This window comes from Micromonospora sp. NPDC000668, from assembly GCF_042897975.1.
Lineage (GTDB): Bacteria > Actinomycetota > Actinomycetes > Mycobacteriales > Micromonosporaceae > Micromonospora.
Genome location: NZ_JBIAYP010000001.1, coordinates 1,623,516 through 1,646,539 on the forward strand (window position 1 = coordinate 1,623,516; position 23,024 = coordinate 1,646,539).

Annotated in this window: 25 protein-coding genes; 13 read left to right on the forward strand and 12 right to left on the reverse strand. The window is 71.5% G+C overall.

Going from position 1 to position 23,024, the window contains the following annotated elements:
* The first annotated feature begins 111 nt into the window (after positions 1-111).
* The 4 genes from ACFY29_RS07505 (at position 112) to ACFY29_RS07520 (ending at position 3,764) form a co-directional block, all read left to right on the forward strand.
* Positions 112-1,905, forward strand: a complete 1,794-nt coding sequence (locus ACFY29_RS07505) for a RelA/SpoT family protein (protein ID WP_386984680.1) — start codon at positions 112-114, stop codon at positions 1,903-1,905.
* A gap of 53 nt (positions 1,906-1,958) precedes the next feature.
* Positions 1,959-2,501 (forward strand): NUDIX hydrolase, encoded by a 543-nt coding sequence (locus ACFY29_RS07510; protein ID WP_386984114.1) that lies wholly within the window; start codon positions 1,959-1,961, stop codon positions 2,499-2,501.
* Positions 2,498-3,397 carry a sugar phosphate nucleotidyltransferase gene (locus ACFY29_RS07515; protein ID WP_386984115.1) on the forward strand — a complete coding sequence of 300 codons (900 nt, stop codon included), beginning with the start codon at positions 2,498-2,500 and terminating at the stop codon, positions 3,395-3,397. The genes ACFY29_RS07510 and ACFY29_RS07515 overlap by 4 nt, the downstream gene beginning before the upstream one ends.
* Before the next feature lie 79 nt (positions 3,398-3,476).
* Positions 3,477-3,764, forward strand: a complete 288-nt coding sequence (locus ACFY29_RS07520) for an Lrp/AsnC family transcriptional regulator (protein WP_074313163.1) — start codon at positions 3,477-3,479, stop codon at positions 3,762-3,764.
* 93 nt (positions 3,765-3,857) lie between these two features.
* Here ACFY29_RS07520 and ACFY29_RS07525 read toward each other — a convergent pair whose 3' ends face one another.
* The 5 genes from ACFY29_RS07525 to ACFY29_RS07545 form a co-directional block, all read right to left on the reverse strand.
* The gene (locus ACFY29_RS07525; RefSeq protein ID WP_328418950.1) at positions 3,858-4,538 is read right to left on the reverse strand and encodes a DUF4142 domain-containing protein; all 681 of its coding nucleotides are present in this window, start codon (positions 4,536-4,538) and stop codon (positions 3,858-3,860) included.
* Positions 4,539-4,731: 193 nt separating this feature from the next.
* Complete coding sequence (locus tag ACFY29_RS07530; protein ID WP_355604891.1) at positions 4,732-6,360, reverse strand: cytochrome b N-terminal domain-containing protein; 1,629 nt, start codon at positions 6,358-6,360, stop codon at positions 4,732-4,734.
* Positions 6,357-7,445, reverse strand: coding sequence for a ubiquinol-cytochrome c reductase iron-sulfur subunit (locus tag ACFY29_RS07535; RefSeq protein WP_386984117.1), 1,089 nt, complete (start codon positions 7,443-7,445; stop codon positions 6,357-6,359). The genes ACFY29_RS07530 and ACFY29_RS07535 overlap by 4 nt, the downstream gene beginning before the upstream one ends.
* Positions 7,446-7,509: 64 nt before the next feature.
* Positions 7,510-8,343, reverse strand: coding sequence for a cytochrome c (locus ACFY29_RS07540; RefSeq protein WP_355604888.1), 834 nt, complete (start codon positions 8,341-8,343; stop codon positions 7,510-7,512).
* Between the two features lie 72 nt (positions 8,344-8,415).
* The gene (locus ACFY29_RS07545; protein ID WP_355604885.1) at positions 8,416-9,015 is read right to left on the reverse strand and encodes a heme-copper oxidase subunit III; all 600 of its coding nucleotides are present in this window, start codon (positions 9,013-9,015) and stop codon (positions 8,416-8,418) included.
* 108 nt (positions 9,016-9,123) lie between these two features.
* Between ACFY29_RS07545 and ACFY29_RS07550 the strand changes: the two genes are divergently transcribed.
* The 4 genes from ACFY29_RS07550 (at position 9,124) to ACFY29_RS07565 (ending at position 12,073) form a co-directional block, all read left to right on the forward strand.
* Positions 9,124-10,107, forward strand: a complete 984-nt coding sequence (locus ACFY29_RS07550) for a cytochrome c oxidase assembly protein (RefSeq protein ID WP_386984120.1) — start codon at positions 9,124-9,126, stop codon at positions 10,105-10,107.
* Between the two features lie 106 nt (positions 10,108-10,213).
* Entirely contained in the window at positions 10,214-10,609 is a 396-nt protein-coding gene (locus ACFY29_RS07555) for a hypothetical protein (RefSeq protein ID WP_355604881.1), read from the forward strand.
* An 88-nt stretch (positions 10,610-10,697) separates the two neighbouring features.
* A complete protein-coding gene (gene trpD / locus ACFY29_RS07560) occupies positions 10,698-11,744 on the forward strand; it encodes an anthranilate phosphoribosyltransferase (protein WP_328418957.1) in 1,047 nt (348 codons plus the stop codon).
* A gap of 122 nt (positions 11,745-11,866) precedes the next feature.
* A complete protein-coding gene (locus ACFY29_RS07565; RefSeq protein WP_328418958.1) occupies positions 11,867-12,073 on the forward strand; it encodes a hypothetical protein in 207 nt (68 codons plus the stop codon).
* A 187-nt stretch (positions 12,074-12,260) separates the two neighbouring features.
* Here ACFY29_RS07565 and ACFY29_RS07570 read toward each other — a convergent pair whose 3' ends face one another.
* Both ACFY29_RS07570 and coxB read right to left on the reverse strand, forming a co-directional pair.
* Complete coding sequence (locus tag ACFY29_RS07570; RefSeq protein ID WP_328418959.1) at positions 12,261-12,686, reverse strand: cytochrome c oxidase subunit 4; 426 nt, start codon at positions 12,684-12,686, stop codon at positions 12,261-12,263.
* A 9-nt stretch (positions 12,687-12,695) separates the two neighbouring features.
* The gene (gene coxB, locus ACFY29_RS07575; RefSeq protein ID WP_328418960.1) at positions 12,696-13,667 is read right to left on the reverse strand and encodes a cytochrome c oxidase subunit II; all 972 of its coding nucleotides are present in this window, start codon (positions 13,665-13,667) and stop codon (positions 12,696-12,698) included.
* Here coxB and ACFY29_RS07580 point away from each other — a divergent pair.
* Positions 13,658-15,049 (forward strand): cysteine desulfurase family protein, encoded by a 1,392-nt coding sequence (locus ACFY29_RS07580; protein WP_386984124.1) that lies wholly within the window; start codon positions 13,658-13,660, stop codon positions 15,047-15,049. The two genes, coxB and ACFY29_RS07580, sit on opposite strands and share 10 nt — an antisense overlap.
* 91 nt (positions 15,050-15,140) lie before the next feature.
* On the forward strand, positions 15,141-15,374 hold the full coding sequence (locus ACFY29_RS07585) for a sulfurtransferase TusA family protein (protein WP_328418962.1): 234 nt from the start codon (positions 15,141-15,143) through the stop codon (positions 15,372-15,374).
* 100 nt (positions 15,375-15,474) lie between these two features.
* Here ACFY29_RS07585 and ACFY29_RS07590 read toward each other — a convergent pair whose 3' ends face one another.
* From ACFY29_RS07590 to ACFY29_RS07600, 3 genes are all read right to left on the reverse strand, one after another.
* Entirely contained in the window at positions 15,475-16,452 is a 978-nt protein-coding gene (locus ACFY29_RS07590) for a carbohydrate kinase family protein (protein ID WP_328418963.1), read from the reverse strand.
* 210 nt (positions 16,453-16,662) lie between these two features.
* Positions 16,663-17,034 (reverse strand): iron-sulfur cluster insertion protein ErpA, encoded by a 372-nt coding sequence (gene erpA, locus ACFY29_RS07595; RefSeq protein ID WP_328418964.1) that lies wholly within the window; start codon positions 17,032-17,034, stop codon positions 16,663-16,665.
* A gap of 181 nt (positions 17,035-17,215) precedes the next feature.
* Positions 17,216-18,355 carry a glycerate kinase gene (locus tag ACFY29_RS07600; RefSeq protein WP_386984127.1) on the reverse strand — a complete coding sequence of 380 codons (1,140 nt, stop codon included), beginning with the start codon at positions 18,353-18,355 and terminating at the stop codon, positions 17,216-17,218.
* A gap of 68 nt (positions 18,356-18,423) precedes the next feature.
* Between ACFY29_RS07600 and nadA the strand changes: the two genes are divergently transcribed.
* From nadA to ACFY29_RS07615, 3 genes are all read left to right on the forward strand, one after another.
* The gene (gene nadA, locus ACFY29_RS07605; RefSeq protein ID WP_355604865.1) at positions 18,424-19,623 is read left to right on the forward strand and encodes a quinolinate synthase NadA; all 1,200 of its coding nucleotides are present in this window, start codon (positions 18,424-18,426) and stop codon (positions 19,621-19,623) included.
* 197 nt (positions 19,624-19,820) lie between these two features.
* On the forward strand, positions 19,821-21,191 hold the full coding sequence (murA, locus tag ACFY29_RS07610; RefSeq protein ID WP_386984129.1) for a UDP-N-acetylglucosamine 1-carboxyvinyltransferase: 1,371 nt from the start codon (positions 19,821-19,823) through the stop codon (positions 21,189-21,191).
* A gap of 74 nt (positions 21,192-21,265) precedes the next feature.
* Positions 21,266-21,859: a DUF3043 domain-containing protein gene (locus ACFY29_RS07615; protein ID WP_328418968.1), complete on the forward strand. Its 594-nt coding sequence runs from the start codon at positions 21,266-21,268 to the stop codon at positions 21,857-21,859.
* A gap of 7 nt (positions 21,860-21,866) precedes the next feature.
* On the opposite strand, the gene ACFY29_RS07620 is transcribed toward ACFY29_RS07615, so the two are convergent.
* On the reverse strand, positions 21,867-22,175 hold the full coding sequence (locus tag ACFY29_RS07620) for an AzlD domain-containing protein (RefSeq protein WP_328418969.1): 309 nt from the start codon (positions 22,173-22,175) through the stop codon (positions 21,867-21,869).
* Positions 22,169-23,002, reverse strand: coding sequence for an AzlC family ABC transporter permease (locus ACFY29_RS07625; RefSeq protein WP_386984131.1), 834 nt, complete (start codon positions 23,000-23,002; stop codon positions 22,169-22,171). The genes ACFY29_RS07620 and ACFY29_RS07625 overlap by 7 nt, the downstream gene beginning before the upstream one ends.
* Positions 23,003-23,024: the final 22 nt, after the last annotated feature.

A 23,024-nucleotide genomic window follows, 5' to 3' on the forward strand; every position in this document is an offset into this window, starting at 1 on the left:
TACGTCGACTCCCTTAGGCTGTTGGAGAAGTGCAGTCCTGCCCGATTCGTGGGCCTGCTCCCGACCGCCGGGTTTCGGCGGCCGCGGAGCCGGGGTGAGGAGGTGTCCCTCGTGGACGTCGACGCCGGACACGGCGCCGCCCTGGGGGGCGCCCTGCCGACCCAGTCGGGTGAGCTGCCGCTGGCCCGCCGGCTGCGGTCGCTGCTCACCTGGCCGACCGCCGACTCCGACCCGGTCACGCAGCTTGTCCGGACCCATCGGGGCATCCACGCCGGCACCGATCCCGCGGTGCTGCGCCGGGCGTACACCATCGCGGAAAACATGCACCGCGGGCAGTTCCGCAAGAGCGGTGAGCCCTACATCACCCACCCCCTCGCGGTGGCGCAGATCTGCGCCGAGCTGGGGATGGACACCATCACCCTGGTGGCGGCGCTGCTGCACGACACGGTGGAGGACACCCGCTACACGCTCCAGGCGCTCTCCGAGGACTTCGGTGGCGAGGTAGCCCACCTGGTCGACGGGGTGACCAAGTTCGACAAGGCGTTCTACGGCAAGGCCGCCGAGGCGGAGACGATCCGCAAGATGATCGTGGCAGCTGCCAAGGACGTCCGGGTGCTGATCATCAAGCTGGCCGACCGGCTGCACAACATGCGCACCCTCGGTGTGCGCTCCGCGGCGTCGCGGGAACGGATCGCCCGCAAGACCCAGGAGGTGCTGGTCCCGCTCTGCGACCGGCTGGGCATCCAGACCCTCAAGCGCGAGCTGGACGACGTGGTGCTGCTGCACCTGGAGCCCGACGAGCACGCCCGGCTGGCCCGGCACGTGCACGACCGGCCGGGCTGGGACGCGTACCTCGAGTCGGTGGTCACCCGTGCCCGGGTGGCGTTACGTCGCAGCCGGGTCGACGCCGAGGTGAGCCCCCGGCCCCGGCACCTCTACTCGATCTGGAAGGACACCATCGCCGGCAGCCACGCCGCGCCGTACGACCTGCCGCGCATCTCGGTGGTGGTCGACGGCCCGGCCACCGACTGTTACGCCGCGCTCGGCGCCATCCACGGCACCTGGCGACCGGTCCCCGGCCGATTCAAGGACTTCATCGCCTCGCCGAAGAACAACCTCTACCGCTCGCTGCACACCAGCGTCTGCGGCCCGCAGGACCGCACGGTGGAGGTGCTGATCCGCACCGAGGAGATGCACCGCTCGGCCGAGTACGGCATCGCCGCCGACTTCCGCTTTCCACGCACGAGCAGCGGCAGCGCGGCGGCCCGCGCCGAGCAGCTGGACTGGCTGCGGCGGGTGCTCGACTGGGAGCCGGACGCCGCCGACCCGGCGCAGTTCCTCGAGTCGCTGCGCTGCGACCTCGCCGAGGGGCAGATCCAGGTCTTCTCTGACGGGCGGCAGGTCGTACTGCCGGCCGGTGCCACGCCCGTCGACCTCGCCTACGAGCTGGGCAGCCAGCGGGGCGACCACTGCCTCGCCGCCCGGATCAACGGCCGGCTCGCGCCGCTGAGCTCCGAGCTGGACGAGGGCGACGTGGTCGAGATCTTCACCGAGAACGACGGGGACAACGGCTTCGAGGCCGGGGTGGCGCCGCGCGGCCCGCGCCGGGAGTGGCTCGACTTCGTCAAGTCGCCGCACGCGCAGATGCAGATCAACCGGTGGTTCGCGGAGCACACCGAGCCGGGCATCACGATCAGCGACAAGGTCCGTCTCGGCCGGGCCACCATCGGGCTCGCCCTGCGCCAGCACAACCGTGGCCTCGCCAGTGACCTGCCGCTGCTGCGCCTCTCCGAGGAGCTGGGCTACCCCGACCTGGAGACCCTGCTGGTCGCGGTCTTCGACCGGGTGATCGAACCGGACACCGTGGTCCGCCAGCTCATCGACCTGGTCGACCATCGGCAGTGACCCACCGGGCCCCAGCGCGTCCGAACGACATTCGTGACCACTAGCCTGGAGTCATGATCCCCCGCTCCCGCGCCACCGGTCGGGCCATCTTCTACCAGGCTTTCTACCGGCTGCCCCTGCCGGTGCGCCGGCGCCTGGTCCGGCTGGCCGTGCCCAAGTACATCGTCGGCGCGGTCACCCTGGTCCGCGACGCCGAGGCGACGGGTGCGGGGCGGTTGCTGCTGCTGCGCCAGCCGCCCGGCAAGGGGTGGTCGTTGCCCGCCGGCCTGCTGGATCGGGGCGAGGCCCCGGTGGTGGGCGCGGCCCGCGAGCTGTTCGAGGAGAGCGGCATCCGGCTCCCACCGTCCCGGCTGCGCCCCGCGGTGCCGAACGCGGTCGTGCACGCCAAGGGCTGGGTGGATGTGGTCTTCGAGACGGAGGTGCCGGCCTCCGACACCGAGCTGGTGGTCGACGGCGGTGAGGTCTTCGAGGCCGCCTGGCACCCGCTCGACGATCTGCCCAAGCTGACCTGGCCGACGGCCCGGCTGCTCGCCTACTACGACATCGGGCCGCTGGCCGGGCAGTTCCCGCCACCGGTACCCGACGCGATGCCGTGACCACAGCGGCCGGCGTGCCGGCGACCGACGGCCGGCCGGGCGACCGGCGGGCGGAGGTGTGCGCCGTGGTGCTGGCCGCGGGCGAGGGCACCCGGCTGCGACCGCTCACCGAACGGGTGCCCAAGGCGCTCTGCCCGGTGGGCAACGTGCCGCTGCTGGACCGGGCGCTGGCCCGGCTGGCCGGGCTCGGCCTGACCGGTCCCGGACGGGTCGCGGTGAACGCCTGCTACCTCGCCGACCAGGTGGTCGCGCACGTCGGCGACCGTGCTCACCTGTCGGTGGAGCCCGGCGACCCGCTCGGCACGGCGGGCGGGGTGGCCAACCTGCGGGACTGGATCGACGGCCGGCCGGTGCTGGTCGGCAACGCCGACGCGTACCTCGCCGACCCGGCGGCTCCCCCGGGCACGGACGTGGCCGCCCTGCTCGACGGCTGGGACGGGCACCGGGTACGCCTGCTCGGTCAGCCCGCCGCGAACCCGACGGAGCCGGGCACCTTCGCCGGGCACTGCTTCACCGGCTTCTCGCTGCTGCCCTGGCGGCTTGTCCGCGAACTGCCGGTGATCTTCTCCGACCTCGTACGCGCGGTCTGGCGGCCGGCCGAGGCGGCCGGCGCGCTGGAGGTGGTGCCCTACCCGGGCACCTTCTACGACACCGGCACCCCCGCCGACTACCTGGCCGCCAACCTGCACGCGGCGGCGGGCGGCACCCTGGTCGACCCGTCGGCCACGGTGACCGGCCGTTGCGTGGAGTCGGTGGTCGGCGCCGGTGCACGGGTGCACGGCGACGTACGGCGCACGGTGGTCTGGCCGGGCGCGACGGTACGCGCCGACGAACGACTACGCGACGCGATCCGGGCCGGGGACAGCTGCACCGTGCCGGCCGGCGCGCAGGGCTGAGCCCCGACGGCTCCCGCCTCCGGGCCCGGGCGGAAACATCTAGCATGGGCGACGACGCCGACGAACGGAGAAATGCCCCGTGATCACCGCGATCGTGCTGATCGACTGCGCCACCGACGCGATCCCCGAGGTGGCGGAGAACCTGGCCAACCTCCCCGGCGTCAGCGAGGTCTACTCGGTGGCCGGGCACGTCGACCTCATCGCCATCGTCCGGGTCCGCGAGTTCGACCAGATCGCCCAGGTCATCGCGGGCAGCATCTCCAAGGTGCCGGGCGTGCTCAACACCGAGTCGCACATCGCGTTCCGGGCGTACTCCCAGCATGACCTGGAGGAGGCGTTCGCGATCGGCCTGGCCAGCGCCGACTGACCCCGCCGGCCACGCCGACCGCCGTGTCGGCCGCGCCGGACGCACGGCGGCCGGTCCACCCCGCGGGTGGACCGGCCGTCTGCTGCCGTTACGTCAGCTCTCGCTCGGAGCCGGCGTCTCGGTGGTGCCACCGCCCGGAGCCGGCGACTCGGTCGTGCCGCCCGGAGCCGGGGACTCAGTGGTGCCGCCCGGAGCCGGCGTCGAGGTGCCGCCCGGGCTGGGCGTACCGCTGGCGCTGGTTTGCGGGACCGGAATGCCCAGCTGGTTGGCGAGCTGGACCAACTCGTCGTAGTGCGTCTGCAGGATCGGCAGGGCGGTCTGGGCCAACTGGACCACCGACTGCTCGGAGCCCTGCGAAATCTCCGTCTGGGTGGCCTGGATGGCCTGGACGTGACCGGCCAGCTCACTGGTCACCCAGAGCCGGTCGAACTCCGCGCCGCTGGCGTTGTTCAGCTGGTCGATGACGGCCTGCTGATCGGCGCTGGGCTCGTTCGGCAGTTCCACCCCGAGCTGGGACGCGGTCTGCTGCACCGTCTGGTCCAGCTGGGTGTGGTCGGTCTTCAACATCGCGCCCAGGTCCTTGACCCCCTGGTCCTGGCCCTTCTGCTGGGCCAGGTCACCGGCGGTGATTTCGAACAGGTTGACCTGGTGCACCGCCTGCAGATACTGGGTGTCCTGCGTCGACGGCTGTGCCGCGGCCTGCGCGGCCGCTGCCGGCGCTACGCCGACCAGTACCAGCGCGGCCAACAGGCCGAGGCGTTTGATACCCAACATGCTTCCCCCCCTTGAGACGTTGGACCGCACGGATACCCGGCTCACCGGGGTTATTCCTGCGATCGCCCGTCGCGCGGGGTCGACCGGTCCCGCCGTGGCCGTCCGACTCCTGACCGGATGGGTGGTGGACGCCGATACGGCGTGGCGCCCGCCGGAATTCCGGCGGGCGCCACGTAACGCTGCGGTCGGGGGGTCAGCGGCGGCTCTCGCCGCTGCTGATCTCCTCGCGCTCGGGTCGGGCCTCGACCGGCGGGTGCCCCGGCGAGACCGGTGCCTCGACCGGCTTCTCGATCGGGTAGAAGAAGCCCCGGATCGCCGGGCCGAGGGCCCCGAGCCGGTTCATCTTCTTGGGCACCACCCAGCCGACGTACTCCAGCTCGCCGTGGCCGTCGTGCCCGTCCGCCGCACTGAGCGGCTGGTGCACCTCGACGAACCGGCCGTCCGGCAAACGCCGGATGATGCCGGTCTCCACGCCGTGCGCGAGCACCTCCCGGTCGTGCTGCTGCAGACCCAGGCAGAGCCGGTAGGTGACGTAGTACGCCACCGGCGGGACCAGCAGCAGGCCGACCCGGCCCGCCCAGGTCATCGCGTTCAGGCTGATCTGGAACTTGTCGGCGATAACGTCGTTGGCGCCGGAGAGCGTCAGCACGATGTAGAACGACACCGCCATGGCGCCGACCGCGGTCCGGGCCGGAACGTCACGGGGCCGCTGGAGCAGGTTGTGGCTCTTGCGGTCCTTGAGGTGCCGCGCCTCCAGGAACGGGTACATCGTCGACAGGCCCACCAGGATGCCGGGCAGCACCACCGTCGGCCAGAACAGCGGCGGGATGACGTACCCGTCACCGAGCGGGATGTTGATCTCCCACGCTGGCATGAGCCGCGTCGAGCCGTCGAGGAACATGACGTACCAGTCGGGCTGGCTGGCGGCCGAGACCACCCACGCCTCGTACGGGCCGAACAGCCAGATCGGGTTGATCTGGAACAGACCGCCCATCAGCGCGATGACGCCGAAGACGACCATGAAGAAGCCGCCCTGCTTCAGCGCGTACCGCGGGAACATCCGCTCGCCGACCACGTTGCCGTTGGTCCGACCGGGGCCGGGCCACTGGGTGTGCTTCTGCTTGAAGACCAGGCCCAGGTGGACGCTGATCAGCGCGACCAGCAGACCCGGGATGAGCAGCACGTGGGCGATGAAGAACCGGCTGATGATGATCGTGCCAGGGAACTCCCCGCCGAAGATCGACGAGGTGACCCAGGAGCCGATCACCGGGATCGACAGCATGATCGCCGAGGCGATCCGCAGGCCGGTGCCGGACAGGCCGTCGTCCGGCAGCGAGTAGCCGGTGAAGCCGGCCAGGAAGCCGACCCAGAACAGCAGCGAGCCGATGATCCAGTTGGTCTCCCGCGGCTTGCGGAAGGCACCGGTGAAGAAGACCCGCAGCATGTGCACGACGATCGCGGCCATGAACAGCAGCGCAGCCCAGTGGTGCATCTGCCGCATCACCAGACCGCCACGGACGTCGAACGAGATGTCCAGGCTGGAGGCGTACGCGGCGGACATCGGCGTGCCCTGCAACGGGGCGTAGCTGCCGTCGTAGACCACCTCGGTCATCGCCGGCTCGAAGAAGAAGGTCAGGAACACACCGGTCAGCAGCAGCACCACGAACGAGAACAGCGCGATCTCGCCGAGGAGGAAGGACCAGTGGTCCGGGAAGACCTTGTTCAGCAGCCGGCGAAGCGGGGTGGCCACCTGGAAGCGGTCATCCACTCCCACCGCGGCCTTACCCGGCGTCGCCGCAAGGTCAAGCTTTCGACGCTTCATGGCCGCTCCCAGAAATCAGGCCCGACGGTCTCGGTGTAGTCGGACTTCGCCACGAAGAAGCCCTCGGAGTCCACCTCGATCGGCAACTGCGGCAGCCGCCGGCTGGCGGGGCCGAAGACGGGCCGGGCGTTGTCGGTGATGAGGAACTGGGACTGGTGGCACGGGCAGAGCAGCCGGTTGGTCTGCTGCTCGTACAGGCTGGCCGGGCAACCGGCGTGCGTGCAGATCTTGGAGAACGCCGCGTAGTTGCCCCACATGTAGTCGCCGTGGCCGACCCGCTCGTTGGCCTGGCGCGAGGTCATCGCGTCGGAGTCCCGCAGGTGGATCAGCAGCGTCGGCGAGTCGGCGTGCTTGTTGCTCACGCCGTGGTCAATGCCCGGGAAGACGGTCAACTGACCACCGGCGCTGATGTCGGCCGGGCGGATCGGCCGGCCGTCCTCGCGAACCAGCCGGATCCGCTGGCCACCCTCGGCCGAGCCGAACCCGGTGGTGAACATCTGGTTGTTCTTGTGCGGCTGGGAGATCAGACCGCCGACCAGCGGCGCCGCGACCACCGCGCCGACCGGCGCGAGACCGGCCAGCAGCGAGATGCCGAGCAGCGGGCGACGCTTCACGCCCAACTCGTCGGCCATGTAGAGCATGGTCTGGCCGGTGATGGTGCGGCTCTCCTCGTCCACCGCGCCCTCGTGCCGGTCCTGGATCGAGACCTCCTTGGGCAGCAACTTCTTGCCCCAGGTCAGGATGCCGAAGCCGACGGCGAGCAGGGCCACGCCGAGGGTGGCGCCGAGCAGCGGGGTGTAGAACTTGTCGCCGCCACGGCCCGGCTCGTACTGCCACGGCCACCAGATGTAGATGGCCAGGAACGCGGTCGCCGCCAGGCCGGTGATCAGGAAGAACCCTGCCACCACCCGGGTCAGCCGGCGCTCGGCCTTGGTGCCGGGCAGCACCTGCGGCTCGTAGTGGACGATCTCGATGTCGTCCCGGCGCGCGCCCTCACGGACGACGTCGAACCGGGTCACCCCGGGCGCGTTCAGGTCGAGCGGCTCCTGGCCCTGCGGGGCCTGGTGCTCGGTGTGCGTGCTCATGCCGTCACCTCGCTACGGGTGGCGCCGAGCGGCACCACAGCACTGAATCGGATGATCCGCTCGGTCACGACTTGCCCGCAATCCACAGGCTAGCGAAGACGAGCGCCACGATGCCAACCAGGAAGATCGCCAGGCCCTCGGTGGACGGCCCGTACCGGCCGAGGTTGAACCCACCCGGGTCCTGGTCGTGCTTCAGCGTCTCCTGGATGTAGGCGATGATGTCGGCCTTCTGCTCCGGGCGGAGCTGGTTGTCACCGAACACCGGCATGTTCTGCGGGCCGCTCAGCATCGCCGCGTAGATCTGCCGGTCGGTCGCCGGGTGCAGGCTCGGAGCGAACTTGCCCGAGGAGAGCGCGCCACCGCCGCCGCCGAAGGCGTGGCACTGCGAGCAGTTGATCCGGAACAGCTCACCACCGGCCGCGACGTTGGCGTCCTGGGCGAGGTCGCCCTCCGGCACGATCGGGCCGCCACCGAGCTCCTGGATGTACTGAGCCAGCTGGCGGGTCTGCTCGTCGGTGAAGAGCGGGGGCTTGCGGTGTGCCTGGGCCTCCTGCCGGGCCATCGGCATCCGGCCGGAGCTGACCTGGAACTCGACCGAGGCGGCGCCGACGCCGACCAGGCTCGGTCCGCGGCCCTCGACGCCCTGGGCGTTGCGTCCGTGGCAGGTCACACAGCTCACGTCGAACAGCGCCTTGCCCTCGGCGGCGGCGCCGGTCATCGGCGGGTTGTCCTGCGCCTGCACACCGGGGGCGAAGACGGTGTAGGCGCCGCCGGCGAGCATCAGCGCGGCGAACAGCCGAACCGCGGCACCCAGCCGGCGGCGGCCCCTGCTGCGCGCGGCGGGCCGCCCGCGCAGGCGCGCGAGCAGACCGCGTCGGCGGTCGTTGTCAGAAGTCATGAGCTGTGTCCTTAACCGGTTGGACCTTGTCTCAGGGGACGGAGCAGCGGCGCGGTTCGTGACGCGCCAAGATCACTGAAGCCAGTAGATCATGGCGTACAGCCCGATCCACACGACGTCGACGAAGTGCCAGTAGTACGACACGACGATCGCCGAGGTCGCCTGCGCCGGTGTGAACCGGCCCATGGTCGTACGGACCATGAAGATGATGAAGGCGATCAGGCCGCCGGTCACGTGCAGGCCGTGGAAGCCGGTGGTCAGGTAGAACACCGAGCCGTAGCCGTCTCCGTTGATCTTGACGCCCTCGTGCACCAGCTCGCGGTACTCGTTCAGCTGGCCGAGCACGAAGATCAGACCCATCACGAAGGTGACGGTGAACCAGCGCCGCAGCGCGTGCACGTCACCCTTTTCCGCCGCGAAGACGCCGAGCTGGCAGGTCACCGACGAGAGCACCAGGATCACCGTGAACGTGGTCGCGTACGGGATGTTGAGGTGCTCGGTGTGCTTCTCCCACTGCTCCGGCGCAGCCGCGCGGATCGAGAAGTACATCGCGAACAGCGCCGCGAAGAACATAAGTTCGCTGGAGAGCCACACGATCGTCCCGACGCTGACCATGTTCGGTCGGGTCAGAGAGTGGATCCGGCTCTTGTCAATGGCTGGGGCCGCAGTCACGCCGTCATTATTGCCCCTGACCGGGGCCGGCGATCAGCGGGGTGGCAAACCCACGCCTTCCGTGGCCCGAGCGTCGGGGTCCGGTTCGCCTGGCCTAGCCTGAAAAGCGTGCTGCACGTCGATCCGATCTTCGCCGCCACCTCGGCCGTCCCGGCCGCAGTGCTCGCGGCCACCCCGGCGGGCCCGGCGCTGGCCGCCGGGGGCGAGGCGACCCCTCCCCCGTTCACCGTCGGCACGGTGCTGACCGAGACCCGGTTGGACAGCTGGCTGGCCCTCGGCCTGGTGCTCGCCGCCGGCCTCTACCTCTATGGGGTGCACCGGCTGCGCATCCGTGGCGACCGCTGGCCGGTCTCCCGTACCGTCTTCTTCCTCGGCCCCGGCCTGGGCGGCATCGCGCTGGTCACGGTCAGCGGGCTGCACGCGTACGACACCGCCCTGCTGTCGGTGCACATGGTCCAGCACATGGTGCTGTCCATGGTGGCGCCGATCTTCCTGGCACTCGGCGCACCGATGACGCTGGCGCTGCGGACCCTGCCGGTCGGAGCGCGCAAGCGCCTGCTGGCGATCGTGCACAGCCGCGTCGCCCGGGTCTACAGCTTCCCGCTGGTGGCGTTCGCCATCTTCGTGGTCAACCCGTTCGCGCTGTACTTCAGCGACCTGTACCGCTTCACCCTCGAACACGCCTGGGCGCACGAGCTGGTGCACGCGCACTTCATCCTGACCGGCTGCGTGTTCTTCTGGCCGCTGCTCGGTCTCGACCCGCTGCCGGGCCGCTGGCCGTACCCGGCACGGGCGCTGCTGATGCTGCTCTCCGTGCCGTTCCACACCGTGCTCGGGCTCACCATCATGCAGAGCAGCACGCTCTTCGGCGGCGACTGGTACCCGTCGCTCAACCTGAGCTGGTCCGACCCCTGGGACGACCAGGTGGTCGCCGGCGGCATCCTGTGGGCCGGCGGTGAGTTCGTCAGCGTCACCATGCTCGCGGTCCTGGTGGTGCAGTGGGTCAAGCAGTCCGAACGCGAGGCCCGCCGGATCGACCGCGACCTGGACCGCCAGGAGGCCCGCGAACGTGCCGCCGGCACCACGGCCTGAGCTGCGACGACGGTACGCCAGACGGCCGGCGACGGGCGGGATGTCGACTGCGTCACGTGGACCGGTACGATCGGCGGGCAGCTACGAGGTGGGAGCCAGTCCAGCCATGAGCGATCGTCTTTGCACCGTCCTGCTCTACAGCGACGACCCGCAGGTCCGTGATCGGATGCGGATGGCCGTCGGCACCCGGCCCGCACCCGGGCTGCAGATCGAGTTCGTCGACGCGTCGACCTACGCCGAGACAATCCGGCTCGTCGACGACTACGAGATCGACCTCCTGCTGCTCGACGGTGAGGCGAGCCCGGGCGGCGGTATGGGCATCGCCCGACAGATCAAGGACGACCGGGACGACGCGCCCCCGACCTGCCTGGTGATCGCCCGCGCCGCCGACCGATGGCTCGCCGCGTACGCCGAGGTCGACGCGACGCTGGTGCACCCGCTCGACCCGGTGACCACCGGCAGCACGGTGGCTGAGCTGCTGCGGACGCACGCACCCGCCTGACGTCCCCGCTCTCCGGCACCGCCACGGCGCCGGAAGAATCGGCGCCGGTTCCAGCCCACCCGCACTTCGCATGCTCGGGAGGCCCGCCATGGGCGATCGGACCTGGCCGCACCTGCTCAACGCGCTGCTGCGCGGCGACGAGCTGTCCACCGCCGACACCGCCTGGGCGATGGGCGAGATCATGGCCGGCTCGGCGGGTGCCGCGCAGGTCGCCGGCTTCGCGGTGGCGCTGCGGGCCAAGGGCGAGACCTCGGCCGAGCTGGCCGGGCTGGTCGAGACGATGCTGAGCCGGGCGGTCCCGGTCGACCTCCCCGAGGAGCTGCGTTCCACCGCGCTGGACGTGGTGGGCACCGGCGGTGACCTCGCCCACACGGTCAACATCTCCACCATGGCCGCGCTGGTGGTGGCGGGCGCCGGCGTCCGGGTGGTCAAGCACGGCAACCGTGCCGCGTCGTCCTCCTGCGGCACCGCCGACCTGTTGGAGTTCCTCGGCGTTCCGCTCGACCTCGACCCGGACGCGATTGTCCGCTGCGTCACCGAGGCGGGCATCGGGTTCTGCTTCGCGGCCCGGTTCCACCCGGGCATGCGGCACACCGGGCCGATCCGGCGAGAGCTGGGCGTGCCCACCGTGTTCAACTTCCTCGGCCCGCTGACCAACCCGGCCCGGCCCCGCGCCGGCGCTGTCGGCTGCTTCGACCCGCGGATGGCCCCGGTGATGGCCGGCGTGTTCGCCGCTCGCGGCGACTCGGTGCTGGTGATGCGCGGCGAGGACGGGCTGGACGAGTTCACCACTGCCGCACCGACCCGGGTCTGGGCGGCCCAGGGCGGCACCGTACGCGAGGCCGTGCTGGACGCGACGGACCTGGGGGTACCCCGGTCCACCCTCGCGGATCTGCGCGGTGGTGACGCCCCGTACAACGCCGGCGTGGCCCGTCGCCTGCTGGCCGGCGAGACCGGCCCGGTCCGGGACGCGGTGCTGGTCAACGCGGCGGCGGCGCTGGCCACTCAGGGCCCGCTCGACGGCGACCTGACCGAGGCGCTGCGCGCCGGCCTGGACCGCGCGGCCGAGTCGATCGACTCCGGGGCGGCGGCCGCCACCCTCGACCGGTGGATCGAGACCGCCACCACCGCCTGACTCGCCCCGCGGTGGGGATTTGCCGGACCCGCGTGGGAAACTACAGCCGAGTAGTTCTCCGCTTCCGTTTATGCGTTGCTGTCGCGCCGGGGGCGAGCCGCCCGAAGTGAGAGGAGACGCCCGTGTCGTCGGACCGCGAGCTCTACTGCGACGTCTGCGAGGGCGTGGCGCCGTTCGAGGTGCCGCCCTGCGTCGACGGCCACGGCACCGACTGTCCCGAGCTGATCTGCACCCGCTGCGGCACCGCTGTGGTGATCGCCACCTTCACCTTCCGCGTCACCCGGCTGGCCGACCGCCGACACCGCCAGCCCACCCGCCACGCCGCCTGACCCCGCCACGGCTCGATCGACTCGGTGCCGGCGTGGGTGCGGTATCCGGCAGCGCTGTCACCCCCGGATCGGGGACGTGGAGTTGATCACCCGAGCCCGCCGGGCTCGAGCACGACGAAGGCCCGCTCCCTCACCGGGGAACGGGCCTTCATGGCAGTACGGGTCGCTGCTACGGCGACCGGGTGAATCAGTGTTCGGCGGTACGCCGGGTGCCGGTGTAGTACTCGAACAGCAGCCCGCAGGCGGCGAAGATGACCGCCAGCAGACCGGCGCCGACCAGCCAGAACTGCCAGAACACCAGACCCATGCCTGCCGTCGCGGCGGCCAGCGCCAGGCCGAACGGCCAGTAGCTGCCCGGGCTGAAGAAGCCGACCTCACCGGCGCCGTCAGCGATCTCGGCGTCCGGCCGGTCCTCGGGGCGCAGGTCGATCCGGCGGGAAACGAACCAGAAGAAGCCACCGCACATCGTGCAGAGCAGGAAGGACAGCAGCAGGGCCACCGTGCCCACCCACTCGACGCCACCGGCCTCACCGGCCGTCCAGGCACCGTAGAGGATGGTCGCGCCGCCCAGGAACGTGGCAATGATCAGGAAGATGCGCCACTCGGTCTTCATCCCGCTGCCTCAGCTTCCCGTGCCGGCCGGAGCGTTGTCCGGGTTGAAGTTGCTGTGCGTCCGCCGGGTGTCGAACGGCTCGGTGGTCTCCGCGTACGGCTTCTCACCGATCTGGATCAGTGCGTCCTGGGTGGACTTGCCGCCCTGCTTGGCCGCCAGGAACTGGTCGTACTGCTCCGGCGAAACCACCCGCAGCTCGAAGTTCATGAACGCGTGGTAGCTGCCGCACAGCTCGGCGCAGCGGCCGACGTAGGCGCCCTCGGTCTCCAGGCTGGAGACCTCGAACACGTTGCGGATCTTGCCCGGCATGACGTCCCGCTTGAACAGCAGCTCCGGCACCCAGAAGGAGTGGATGACGTCGCGGCTGGTCTCCTCGAACCGGATGGACCGGTTGGTCGGGAGCACCAACACCGGGATGACCTCGCTGGTGCCGAGCGTCGACGCGGTGGTCTTGGCGTCCGGGCCCTGCCCGTCGCGGTAGTTGAACTGCCAGTTCCACTTGAAGGCGACGACCTCGACCGTGACGTCGGGGTTCTTCGTCAACTTGTCCACGTCGGTCTGCACGATCGCCGTGTAGTAGAAGAGCACGGAGACGATCAGGATCGGCGCGATGGTGTAGAGGAACTCCATCGGCATGTTGTAGCGGGTCTGCACCGGCAGCGCGTTGCCACGCTTGCGGTAGCGCACGACACACCAGAAGATCAGGCCCCACACGAAGATGCCGACCGCGAGGGCTGCGATGCAGGAGGCTATCCACAGGTCGTACATCCGCCGGGACTCGGCCGAGATGCCGCCCTGCGGCCAGCCGAAGCCGTCGAACGCCCTGCCAACGTCACAGCCCGTGAGCAGGACCAGCAGCGCGACGCCACCGAGACCGAGCCCGGCCACCCGACCAGCACCACGCCGTCGGCGTCCACCGACCCCTCGGGAAGCGCTGTGCCGTACGGCCGACGGCCGTACCTCCGAACTCCTTGCGACCACCTGGTCCTGCCTCCCTAGCGCGCCGCGGTGCGTCTTTCCTCAGCACCGGCGGCAAAGGCGTCACCGACGGTCGCAGATTACTCGACCATGACGGACTCGACCGTGGTGGGGTCACTGTCCGCCCCCATCGGGGGGATCCTGGGCATACCGCCGCGATAGCGTTTGGATCCGTGAGTGCGAGGAGTGAGCCGGGGTTACAAGCCCCGCAGTCGCGAACAAAAGGCGGATCAGTGAGTGCACCCTCGGTCTACCTGGACGCGGCGACCGCCGCGCCGCTGCACCCGGTCGCCCGGCAGGCGCTGATGGCCGCCCTCGACGACGGCTGGGCCGACCCCGGCAAGCTCTACACCCAGGCCCGTCGGGCCCGGCAACTGCTCGACGCCGCCCGCGAGGCCACCGCGCAGACGCTCGGCGTCCGCGCCGACGAACTGTCCTTCACCCCCAGCGGTACGACGGCCGCCCACGGCGCTGTGCTCGGTGGCCTGGCCGGGCGGCACCGGGTCGGGTCCACGCTGGTGCACTCGGCGATCGAGCACTCCGCCGTGCTGCACGCCGCGGAGCGGCACGTGGCAGCTGGCGGCAGCGCCAACCCGGTGCCGGTCGACCGGCTGGGCCGGCTGGACCTGACCGCCTGGTCGGACGCGGTCCAGGCCCCCGGCGTCGCGCTGGCCGCACTGATCACCGCGAGTCACGAGGTGGGCACCGTACAACCGGTGGCCGAGGCGGCCGCCGCGTGCGCCGACGCCGGGGTGCCGCTGTACGTCGACGCCGCGCAGTCGGTCGGCCGGGTACCCCTGCCGGCGGGCTGGTCGGTGCTCAGCGCCAGCGCACACAAGTGGGGCGGCCCGCCCGGGGTGGGCTTGCTGGCGGTCCGCAAGGGCACCCGCTGGGAGTCACCCTGGCCGGCCGACGAGCGGGAGGGCGGACGTACCCCCGGCTCGGTGAACCTGCCCGCGGTGGTGGCGGCGGCGGCGAGCCTGCGCGCGGCGGCGGCCGACGCCGCGGCCGAGGAGAGCCGGCTGGCGCCGCTGGTGGATCGGATCCGGGCGCGGGTGCCGGCGGAGGTGCCCGACGTCGAGGTGGTCGGTGACCCGGTGCTCCGGCTCCCCCACCTGGTGACCTTCTCCTGCCTGTACGTCGACGGCGAGGCGCTGCTGCACGCGCTGGACCGGCGCGGCTTCGCCGTGTCGTCCGGCTCGTCCTGCACCTCGTCCACGCTGCGCCCGTCGCACGTGCTGGAGGCGATGGGGGTGCTCTCGCACGGCAACGTCCGGGTCAGCCTGCACCGGGAGACGACCGAGGCGGACGTCGAGAGGTTCCTCGCCGAACTGCCCGGGATCGTCGCCGACCTGCGCGCCGAGGCCGGGGTGGTGGGGCTGTGACCGCTACCGCTCCCCCGACACTGCGCAGGCGGGCCACGGGCGGGACGGCTACGGGCGGGACGGCACGGCGTGGGAACGGGAGAATGGGGCGGTGACGATGCCGGACGAGGTGCTCGACTGCCGGGGCCAGCGCTGTCCGCTGCCGGTGATCGCGGCGGCCCGACGGATGCCCCAGGTGCCGGTCGGCACGGTCGTCCGGGTGCTCGCCGACGATCCAGCCGCCGCGGTGGACATCCCCGCCTGGTGCCGGATGCGCGGTCAGGAGTTCCTCGCCGCCATCACCGGGCCCGACGGCCCCGCCTACGACATCCGCCGCGCCCACTGACCCGCCGCACCCCGCGATCTCGCAGTTCCGCCCGGCGAAACGCACCTGAAGCGCGGATCGGCGTCACAACGTGCAAGACCACGGAGTGCGGGGGTACGGGTCAGGGCAGGAGGTGGGGGCGGATCTCGTCGGCGGCGGTGTCGCCGTAGGACTCGGCGAGGCGCTTCACGAACAGGTCGCGGCGGACCTCGTACTCCTGGGTGCCGACGGTCTCCAGGACCAGCGTGGCCAGCAGCGAGCCGACCTGGGCGGCCCGCTCAAGGCCGAGCCCCCAGGAGAGCGCGGTGAAGAAGCCGGCGCGGAAGCCGTCGCCCACCCCGGTCGGGTCGACCGCCCGGATCTCCCGCGCGATCGGCACGTGGATCGGGTCGATGCCGCGCCCGGCGATCTCCACGCCGTGCTTGCCCAGCGTGGTGACCCGCACCTTGACCAGGTCGAGCAGCTGGTCGTCGCTCAGCCCGGCCTTGCTCTGCAGCAGCGACTTCTCGTAGTCGTTGGTCATCAGGTACTCGGCGCCCTCGATCAGTGCCACCACGTCCTCGCCCGGCATCCGGGCGAGCTGCTGGGAGGGGTCGGCGGCGAACGCGTACCCCCGGGTGCGGCACTCGGCCGAGTGGCGCAGCATCGCCTCCGGGTCGTTGGCGCTGACCAGCACCAGGTCCAGCCCGCCGAGCCGGTCGGCGACCGGGGCCAGCTCGATGTTGCGTGCCTCACTCATCGCGCCGGCGTAGAACGACGCGATCTGGCACATGTCGGTGTCGGTGGTGCAGACGAACCGTGCGGTGTGGGCCACCTCGCTGATGTGCACGGAGTCGCAGTCCACTCCGTGCCGTTCCAGCCAGGAGCGGTAGTCGGCGAAGTCGGCGCCCACCGCACCGAGCAGCACCGGGCGCAGCCCGAGCTGTCCCATGCCGAAGGAGATGTTCGCCGCTACGCCGCCGCGGCGGAGCACCAGGTCATCCACCAGGAAGGAGAGGGAAACCTTGTGCAGTTGATCGGCGAGGAGCTGGTCGGCGAAGCGACCGGGGAAGCTCATCAGGTGATCGGTGGCGATCGAGCCAGTGACGGCGATCTTCATGTCAACCCTCGGGGTCGGGAGCAGGGCGCGGTCAGCCTACCGGCCCGGCCATCCGGCGGTGTCCGCTCGGTCAGACAACGGCAACCGCCCGGTAACCGCCCGGCGGGCGCCGTCCCGAGACCGCTCCCACCCCCGCCGGTCACCACTCCCACAACGACGACGGGGCCGTCCCGAAGGACGGCCCCGTCGTGTTGGTGCGTATGGCGCGACTCAGTTGAACGAGTCGCCGCAGGCGCAGGAGTTGCCCGCGTTGGGGTTGTCGATGGTGAAGCCCTGGGCGTCGATCCGGTCAGCGAAGTCGATCGTCGCGCCGGAAAGGTACGGGGCGCTCATCCGGTCGACGACGACCTCAACACCACCGAAATCGGTGACGACGTCACCGTCGAGCGAACGCTCGTCGAAGAAGAGCTGGTACCGCAGGCCGGAGCAGCCGCCCGGCTGCACCGCGACCCGGAGCCGCAGGTCGTCGCGGCCCTCCTGCTCGATCAGTGCCTTGACCTTCTGCGCCGCGACGTCGGTGAGGACGACGGAAGTAGGGGCGGCCTGGGCCTCGGTCGACTCGGTCTGCGCTGGCGTGGTCACGTGGAAGTCTCCCTGCGCGGTATGGGTCCGGACGCACTGGCCAACGCCGCACGCCGTCCAGTGATTCCCGGTTGTGGTCCTTTTCCGATCGTACGCCGCGCCGGCCGGACTCACCCGCGTGGCGTGACCCCCGCCGCAGGTAGTCCCGGCCGCAGCCGGGTCGGGCGCGCGGCCTGAGCGCTCAGCGGCTCCACTGCCGGGCCAGTCGGGCACCCAGCTCGCGCAGCCCGTCGCTGGGCCGGCTCATCGCGGCGGCCAGCCCGCCGCCCTCCTCCCCGCCGAAGTGGTCGACCAGGCTGTACGCGTCGGTCACCCCCGCCGAGGCGGCCTCCCGCCGGCCTGTGCTCACCTGCCCGGCCACCACCACGCAGGGGACCCCCCGGTCCCGGGCGGCGCCCGCCACCCCGGCGACCACCTTCCCGCGCAGCGACTGGTGGTCGAAGGACCCCTCACCGGTGATCACGAGGTCGGCGGTGTCCAGTGCGGCGTCCAGCCCGGTGGCCCTGGTGACCAGGCCGATGCCCGACTCGCAGCCACCGCCCAGCGCGAGCAGGGCCGCGCCGATGCCGCCGGCGGCTCCGCCGCCGGGCAGTCCGCCGAGCCCCGGCGGGCAGCCGGGCAGGTCCCGCTCCAGCACCGCCGCGAAGCGCTCCAGGGCGGCGTCGAGCAGCAGCACATCGGCCCGGTCGGCACCCTTCTGCGGGCCGAACACACTGCTGGCGCCGTGCAGGCCGAGCAGCGGGTTGTCCACGTCGGTGGCGGCGATCAACCGGGTGCCGCGCAGCCGGGGCGCGCCGTCCAGTGCGGCGACCGCGGCCAGCGCCGCTCCGCCGTACGGCAGGGCGCGGCCCGCCTCGTCCAGCGGGGTGACGCCGAGCGCCGTGAGCATCCCGGCGCCGCCGTCGTTGGTGCCGGAGCCGCCCAGCCCGATCACCACCGTCCGGGCGCCGCTCTCCACCGCGGCGGCCACCAGCAGGCCCAGGCCGTACGACGTGGTGGCCTTCGGGTCACGTTCGGTGGTGGCGAGCAGGTGCAGCCCGCACGCCTGGGCGCTCTCCAGGTAGGCGGTCGCGCCGTCGGCGGTGAGCAGGATCTCACCGGCCGCCGGCCGGCCCAGTGGGTCGACCGTCCGCACCGGCACCCGCCGGCCACCGATGGCCTCGGCGAGCACCTCCACGAAGCCCGGCCCACCGTCGGCGAGTGGCCGGATCAGCAGGTCGTCGTCGGCGGCGACGGTGCGCCAGCCGGCGGCCACCGCGGCGGCCACCTCCGGTGCGGGCAGGGTGCCGGCGAACTTGTCCGGACAGAGCAGCACACGCATGCCGAGCAGTGTGGCAGCCCACACCGACGGAAGCCGCGTCGCGCTCGCGCTGTGGGACCATGGACCACGTGACTTCGACCTGGGTGGAACCCTCCAACACGGCGACGGCTCTGCTGCTGCTCGGTCGGGGCAGCGACCCCGACACCGAGCGCGGCGTCGAGTGTCCGGGCGACCTGCCGGCGCCCAGCGACCCCGATCTGGTGGCCCGCGCCACGGCGGCGAAGGCGAAGCTGGGCAGCAAGGTCTTCGTGCTGGGGCACCACTACCAGCGCGACGAGGTGATCCAGTTCGCGGACGTGACCGGCGACTCGTTCAAGCTGGCCCGGGAGGCCGCGGCCCGTCCGGACGCGGAGTACATCGTGTTCTGCGGTGTGCACTTCATGGCCGAGAGCGCCGACATCCTCACCACCGACGCCCAGCGGGTGATCCTGCCCGACCTGGCGGCGGGCTGCTCGATGGCGGACATGGCCGTGCTGGGCCAGGTCGAGGCCGCCTGGGACACGCTGACCGAACTGGGCATCGCCGGCGAAACCGTGCCGGTGACGTACATGAACTCCTCGGCCGACATCAAGGGCTTCGTCGGCCGAAACGGTGGCGTGGTCTGCACCTCCTCCAACGCCAAGCGCGCCCTGGACTGGGCGTACGAGCAGGGGTCGAAGGTGCTCTTCCTGCCCGACCAGCACCTGGGCCGCAACACGGCGGTGCTGGAGATGGGCCTGTCGCTGGACGACTGCGTCCTCTACGACCCGCACAAGCCGGGCGGCGGGCTCACCGCCGAGCAGCTGCGGGACGCCAAGATGATTCTCTGGCGGGGGCACTGCTCGGTGCACGGCCGCTTCACCCTGGAGAGCGTCAACGACGTACGGGAGCGGGTGCCCGGGGTCAACGTGCTGGTCCACCCGGAGTGCCGGCACGAGGTGGTCACGGCCGCCGACTACGTCGGCTCGACCGAGTACATCATCAAGACCATCGAGGCGGCTCCGACCGGCTCGGCGTGGGCGCTCGGCACCGAGCTGAACCTGGTCCGCCGGCTGGCGCTGGCGCACCCGGACAAGCAGATCATGTTCCTGGACAAGGCGGTCTGCTACTGCTCGACGATGAACCGGATCGACCTGCCCCACCTGGTCTGGGCGCTGGAGGAGCTGGTCGCGGGCCGGGTGGCCAACCAGATCACGGTGGACCCCGACACCGCGTACCACGCGCGGGTGGCGCTGGATCAGATGCTCGCCCTGCCCGGCGCGGACACCCCGCCGCCGACCGCGAGCTGATCACTATCCGTAGCGTCGTTGGTACGCAAAAGTGCCTGATCACCGATTAATGCCACACACGCCGATGTGACCGAGTCGTTTTTCGTCACCGAGGGCTATGCTGCCGGAGCGACGACGCAAGCGGGCCGTTTCGATATGGCCGCATCCGGGGTAGCGACAGTGTTCAGACTCCCCACCATCAACACGGCAGCACCGACATGCTGGAGGTTGCGTTGACCGACGACGTCCTGGTCGTGCACGGAGGCACTCCGCTTGAAGGGCGGATCCGCGTGCGAGGCGCGAAAAACCTGGTTTCGAAGGCGATGGTCGCCGCGCTGCTCGGCGACAGCCCGAGCCGGCTGTTCGACGTGCCGAAGATCCGTGACGTCGAGGTGGTCCGGGGTCTGCTCGGCCTGCACGGCGTCAAGGTGACCGACGGCGACGAGGACGGCGAGCTCGTCTTCGATCCCGCGAACGTGGAGAGCGCCAGCACCGACCAGATCAACGTGCACGCCGGCTCCAGCCGGATCCCGATCCTGTTCTGCGGCCCGCTGCTGCACCGGCTCGGGCACGCGTTCATCCCGGACCTGGGCGGCTGCCACATCGGCCCGCGCCCGATCGACTTCCACCTGCAGGCGCTGCGCGAGTTCGGCGCCACGGTCGACAAGCGGCCCGAGGGGCTGCACCTGTCCGCGCCGAACGGACTGCACGGGACGAAGTTCGCCCTGCCGTACCCGAGTGTCGGCGCCACCGAGCAGGTGCTGCTGACCGCGGTGATGGCCGAGGGCGTGACCGAGCTGCGCAACGCCGCGGTGGAGCCGGAGATCATCGACCTCATCTGCATCCTGCAGAAGATGGGCGCGATCATCAAGGTGCACACCGACCGGGTGATCGAGATCCAGGGCGTACCGAAACTGCACGGCTACACCCACCGGCCGATCCCGGACCGGATCGAGGCGGCGAGCTGGGCCGCGGCGGCTCTGGCCACCCGCGGTCACGTCGAGGTGCTCGGCGCGCAGCAGGCCGACATGATGACCTTCCTGAACATCTTCCGGTCGGTCGGTGGCGAGTACGAGGTCACCGACGCCCGGCCGCCGAAGCTGGGCGATCTCGGCCAGGAGGGTGGCATCCGGTTCTGGCACCCGGGCGGCGAGCTGAACGCGGTGGCGCTGGAGACCGACGTGCACCCCGGCTTCATGACCGACTGGCAGCAGCCGTTGGTCGTGGCGCTCACCCAGGCCCGCGGGCTGTCGATCGTCCACGAGACGGTCTACGAGCAGCGGTTGGGCTACACCGAGGCGCTGAACTCGATGGGCGCCAACATCCAGGTCTACCGGGACTGCCTCGGCGGCACCCCGTGCCGCTTCGGCCGGCGCAACTTCAAGCACTCGGCGGTCATCGCCGGGCCGAGCAAGCTGCATGCCGCCGACCTGGTCATTCCGGACCTGCGGGCCGGCTTCAGCCACCTGATCGCGGCGCTCGCGGCCGAGGGCACCTCCCGGGTGTACGGCGTCGACCTGATCAACCGGGGCTACGAGGACTTCGAGGCGAAGCTCGCCGACCTCGGCGCGCACGCCGAGCGTCCGTAACCTCGAACACCTTCCGTTCGCGCCCGGTGCACCGCGATGTGCACCGGGCGCGAACCGTTGGCTACCCTTGCCGCGTGCCGTCGCTCTTTCGCCGCAAGTCCACCGACCTCGTCGACGAGGCCGTCACCTCGGTGACCCCCGAGGAAACCGCCGAGCGGTCCCGGGGCTACACCCCGGCCAAGGGTCGGGAGACGCCGAAGCGGCCGACCGTCGGCCGTCGCCCGGCCGGCCCCACCCGCCCCCTGAACAAGCAGGAGGAGCGGGAGCGCCGCCGTCAGTTGCGTGCCGAGGCCGCGTCGGAGTTCCGCCGCGAGGGCGGCCCCCGCGACCGCGGCCCGGAGCGGCTGCTGGCCCGCAACGTGGTCGACTCCCGGCGTACGGTCGGCACCTGGTTCTTCGGCGGCGCACTGATCGTGCTGATCGGGTCGAACGCGGCGATGCCGCCGCTGGTCCGGCTGATCTCCAACGTGCTCTGGGGCGCGCTGGCGCTGGGCGTGGTCGTCGACTCGGTGCTCATCTGCCGCAAGATCCGCAAGCTGATCCGGGAGCGCTTCCCGAAGACCGGCCAGCGGATGGGTTCGCTCTACCTCTACGCGATCATGCGCTCGATCACCTTCCGGCGGATGCGCGCCCCGGCCCCCCAGGTCAAGCTCGGCGACAAGGTCTGACCCCGGCTCAGGCCACCCCGAGCAGACGCAGCACCGCCGTGGTGGCGGCCGCGCCGACCACCACCAGCACGAACGGCACCCGCCGCCAGGCGAGCAGCACGCCGACCAGCACCCCGGCCGGGCGCGCCCAGCCGGCGAACCGGCCGGCCTCGGTCAGCGCCGCGGTGGCGGCCAGCGCGGCCAGCAACGCGGCGGCACCCACCGGCAACAGTCTCCGGGCCCACTCCGGAAGTTCCAGCCGGTCCCGCAGCAGCACACCGGCCAGCCGGAAGCCATAGGTTCCGGCGGCCAACGCCAGGATCACCGCGATCAGCACGGCACCTCCCCGGTGCGCTCCACGCCGAGAGGTGCGGACGCGGCCGGGCGGGCCTGTTCGACGCCCACAGGTGCGGGCGCGGCCGGGCGCGGCCCCTCCACGGTCTGCTCGACCCCTTCGGGCGCGAGCGGGGCGGGGTTGGCGTCGCCGGTCGGGGGCGGCCGACGGCGGAAGGCGATGGCAGCCGGGCCGGCGAGCGCGAGCAGCACCGGCAGCCCGGCCGGCAGCACCGGCGTGGCCACGACCGCCAGCGCGGCCCCGGCCAACGCCGCCTGCCGGGTGTCCCGGTCACGCAGGGACGGCAGCAGCAGCGCGATCAATCCGGCGGGGAAGGCGGCGTCCAGGCCCAGCGCGGCCGGGTCGCCGATCGCGTCGCCGGCGAGCACGCCGAGCAGGGTGCCGACGTTCCAGGCCAGGAAGAGCAGCGTGCCGGCCAGCCAGAACGCTCGCCGTCGAGCGTGGCCGGCCGGTTGGGCCAGGGTGAGCGCGGTCGTCTCGTCGGTCATCAGGTGACTGCCGAGCAGCCGGTGCCGCAGCCGGGGGCCGAGGCTGTCACCGAGGGCGAGGCCGAACGGCAGGTGCCGGGCGTTGAGCAGCAGCCCGGCCAGCACGGCGGCCAGTGGGCTGCCGGCGGCCACCAGGCCGACCGCCATGAACTGCGCGCCGCCGGCGTAGAGGACCGCGGACATGGTCAGGGTGGCCCACACGGGTAGCCCGGCGGCGACCGCCACCGCCCCGAACGAGGCACCCACCGCGATCATGGCCGCACCGAGAGCAAGCACGTCGCGAAGCATCCGGGCGTCGGCTGTTCGTTGTACCGTACGCATGGTTCACCATGGTGAACAGATG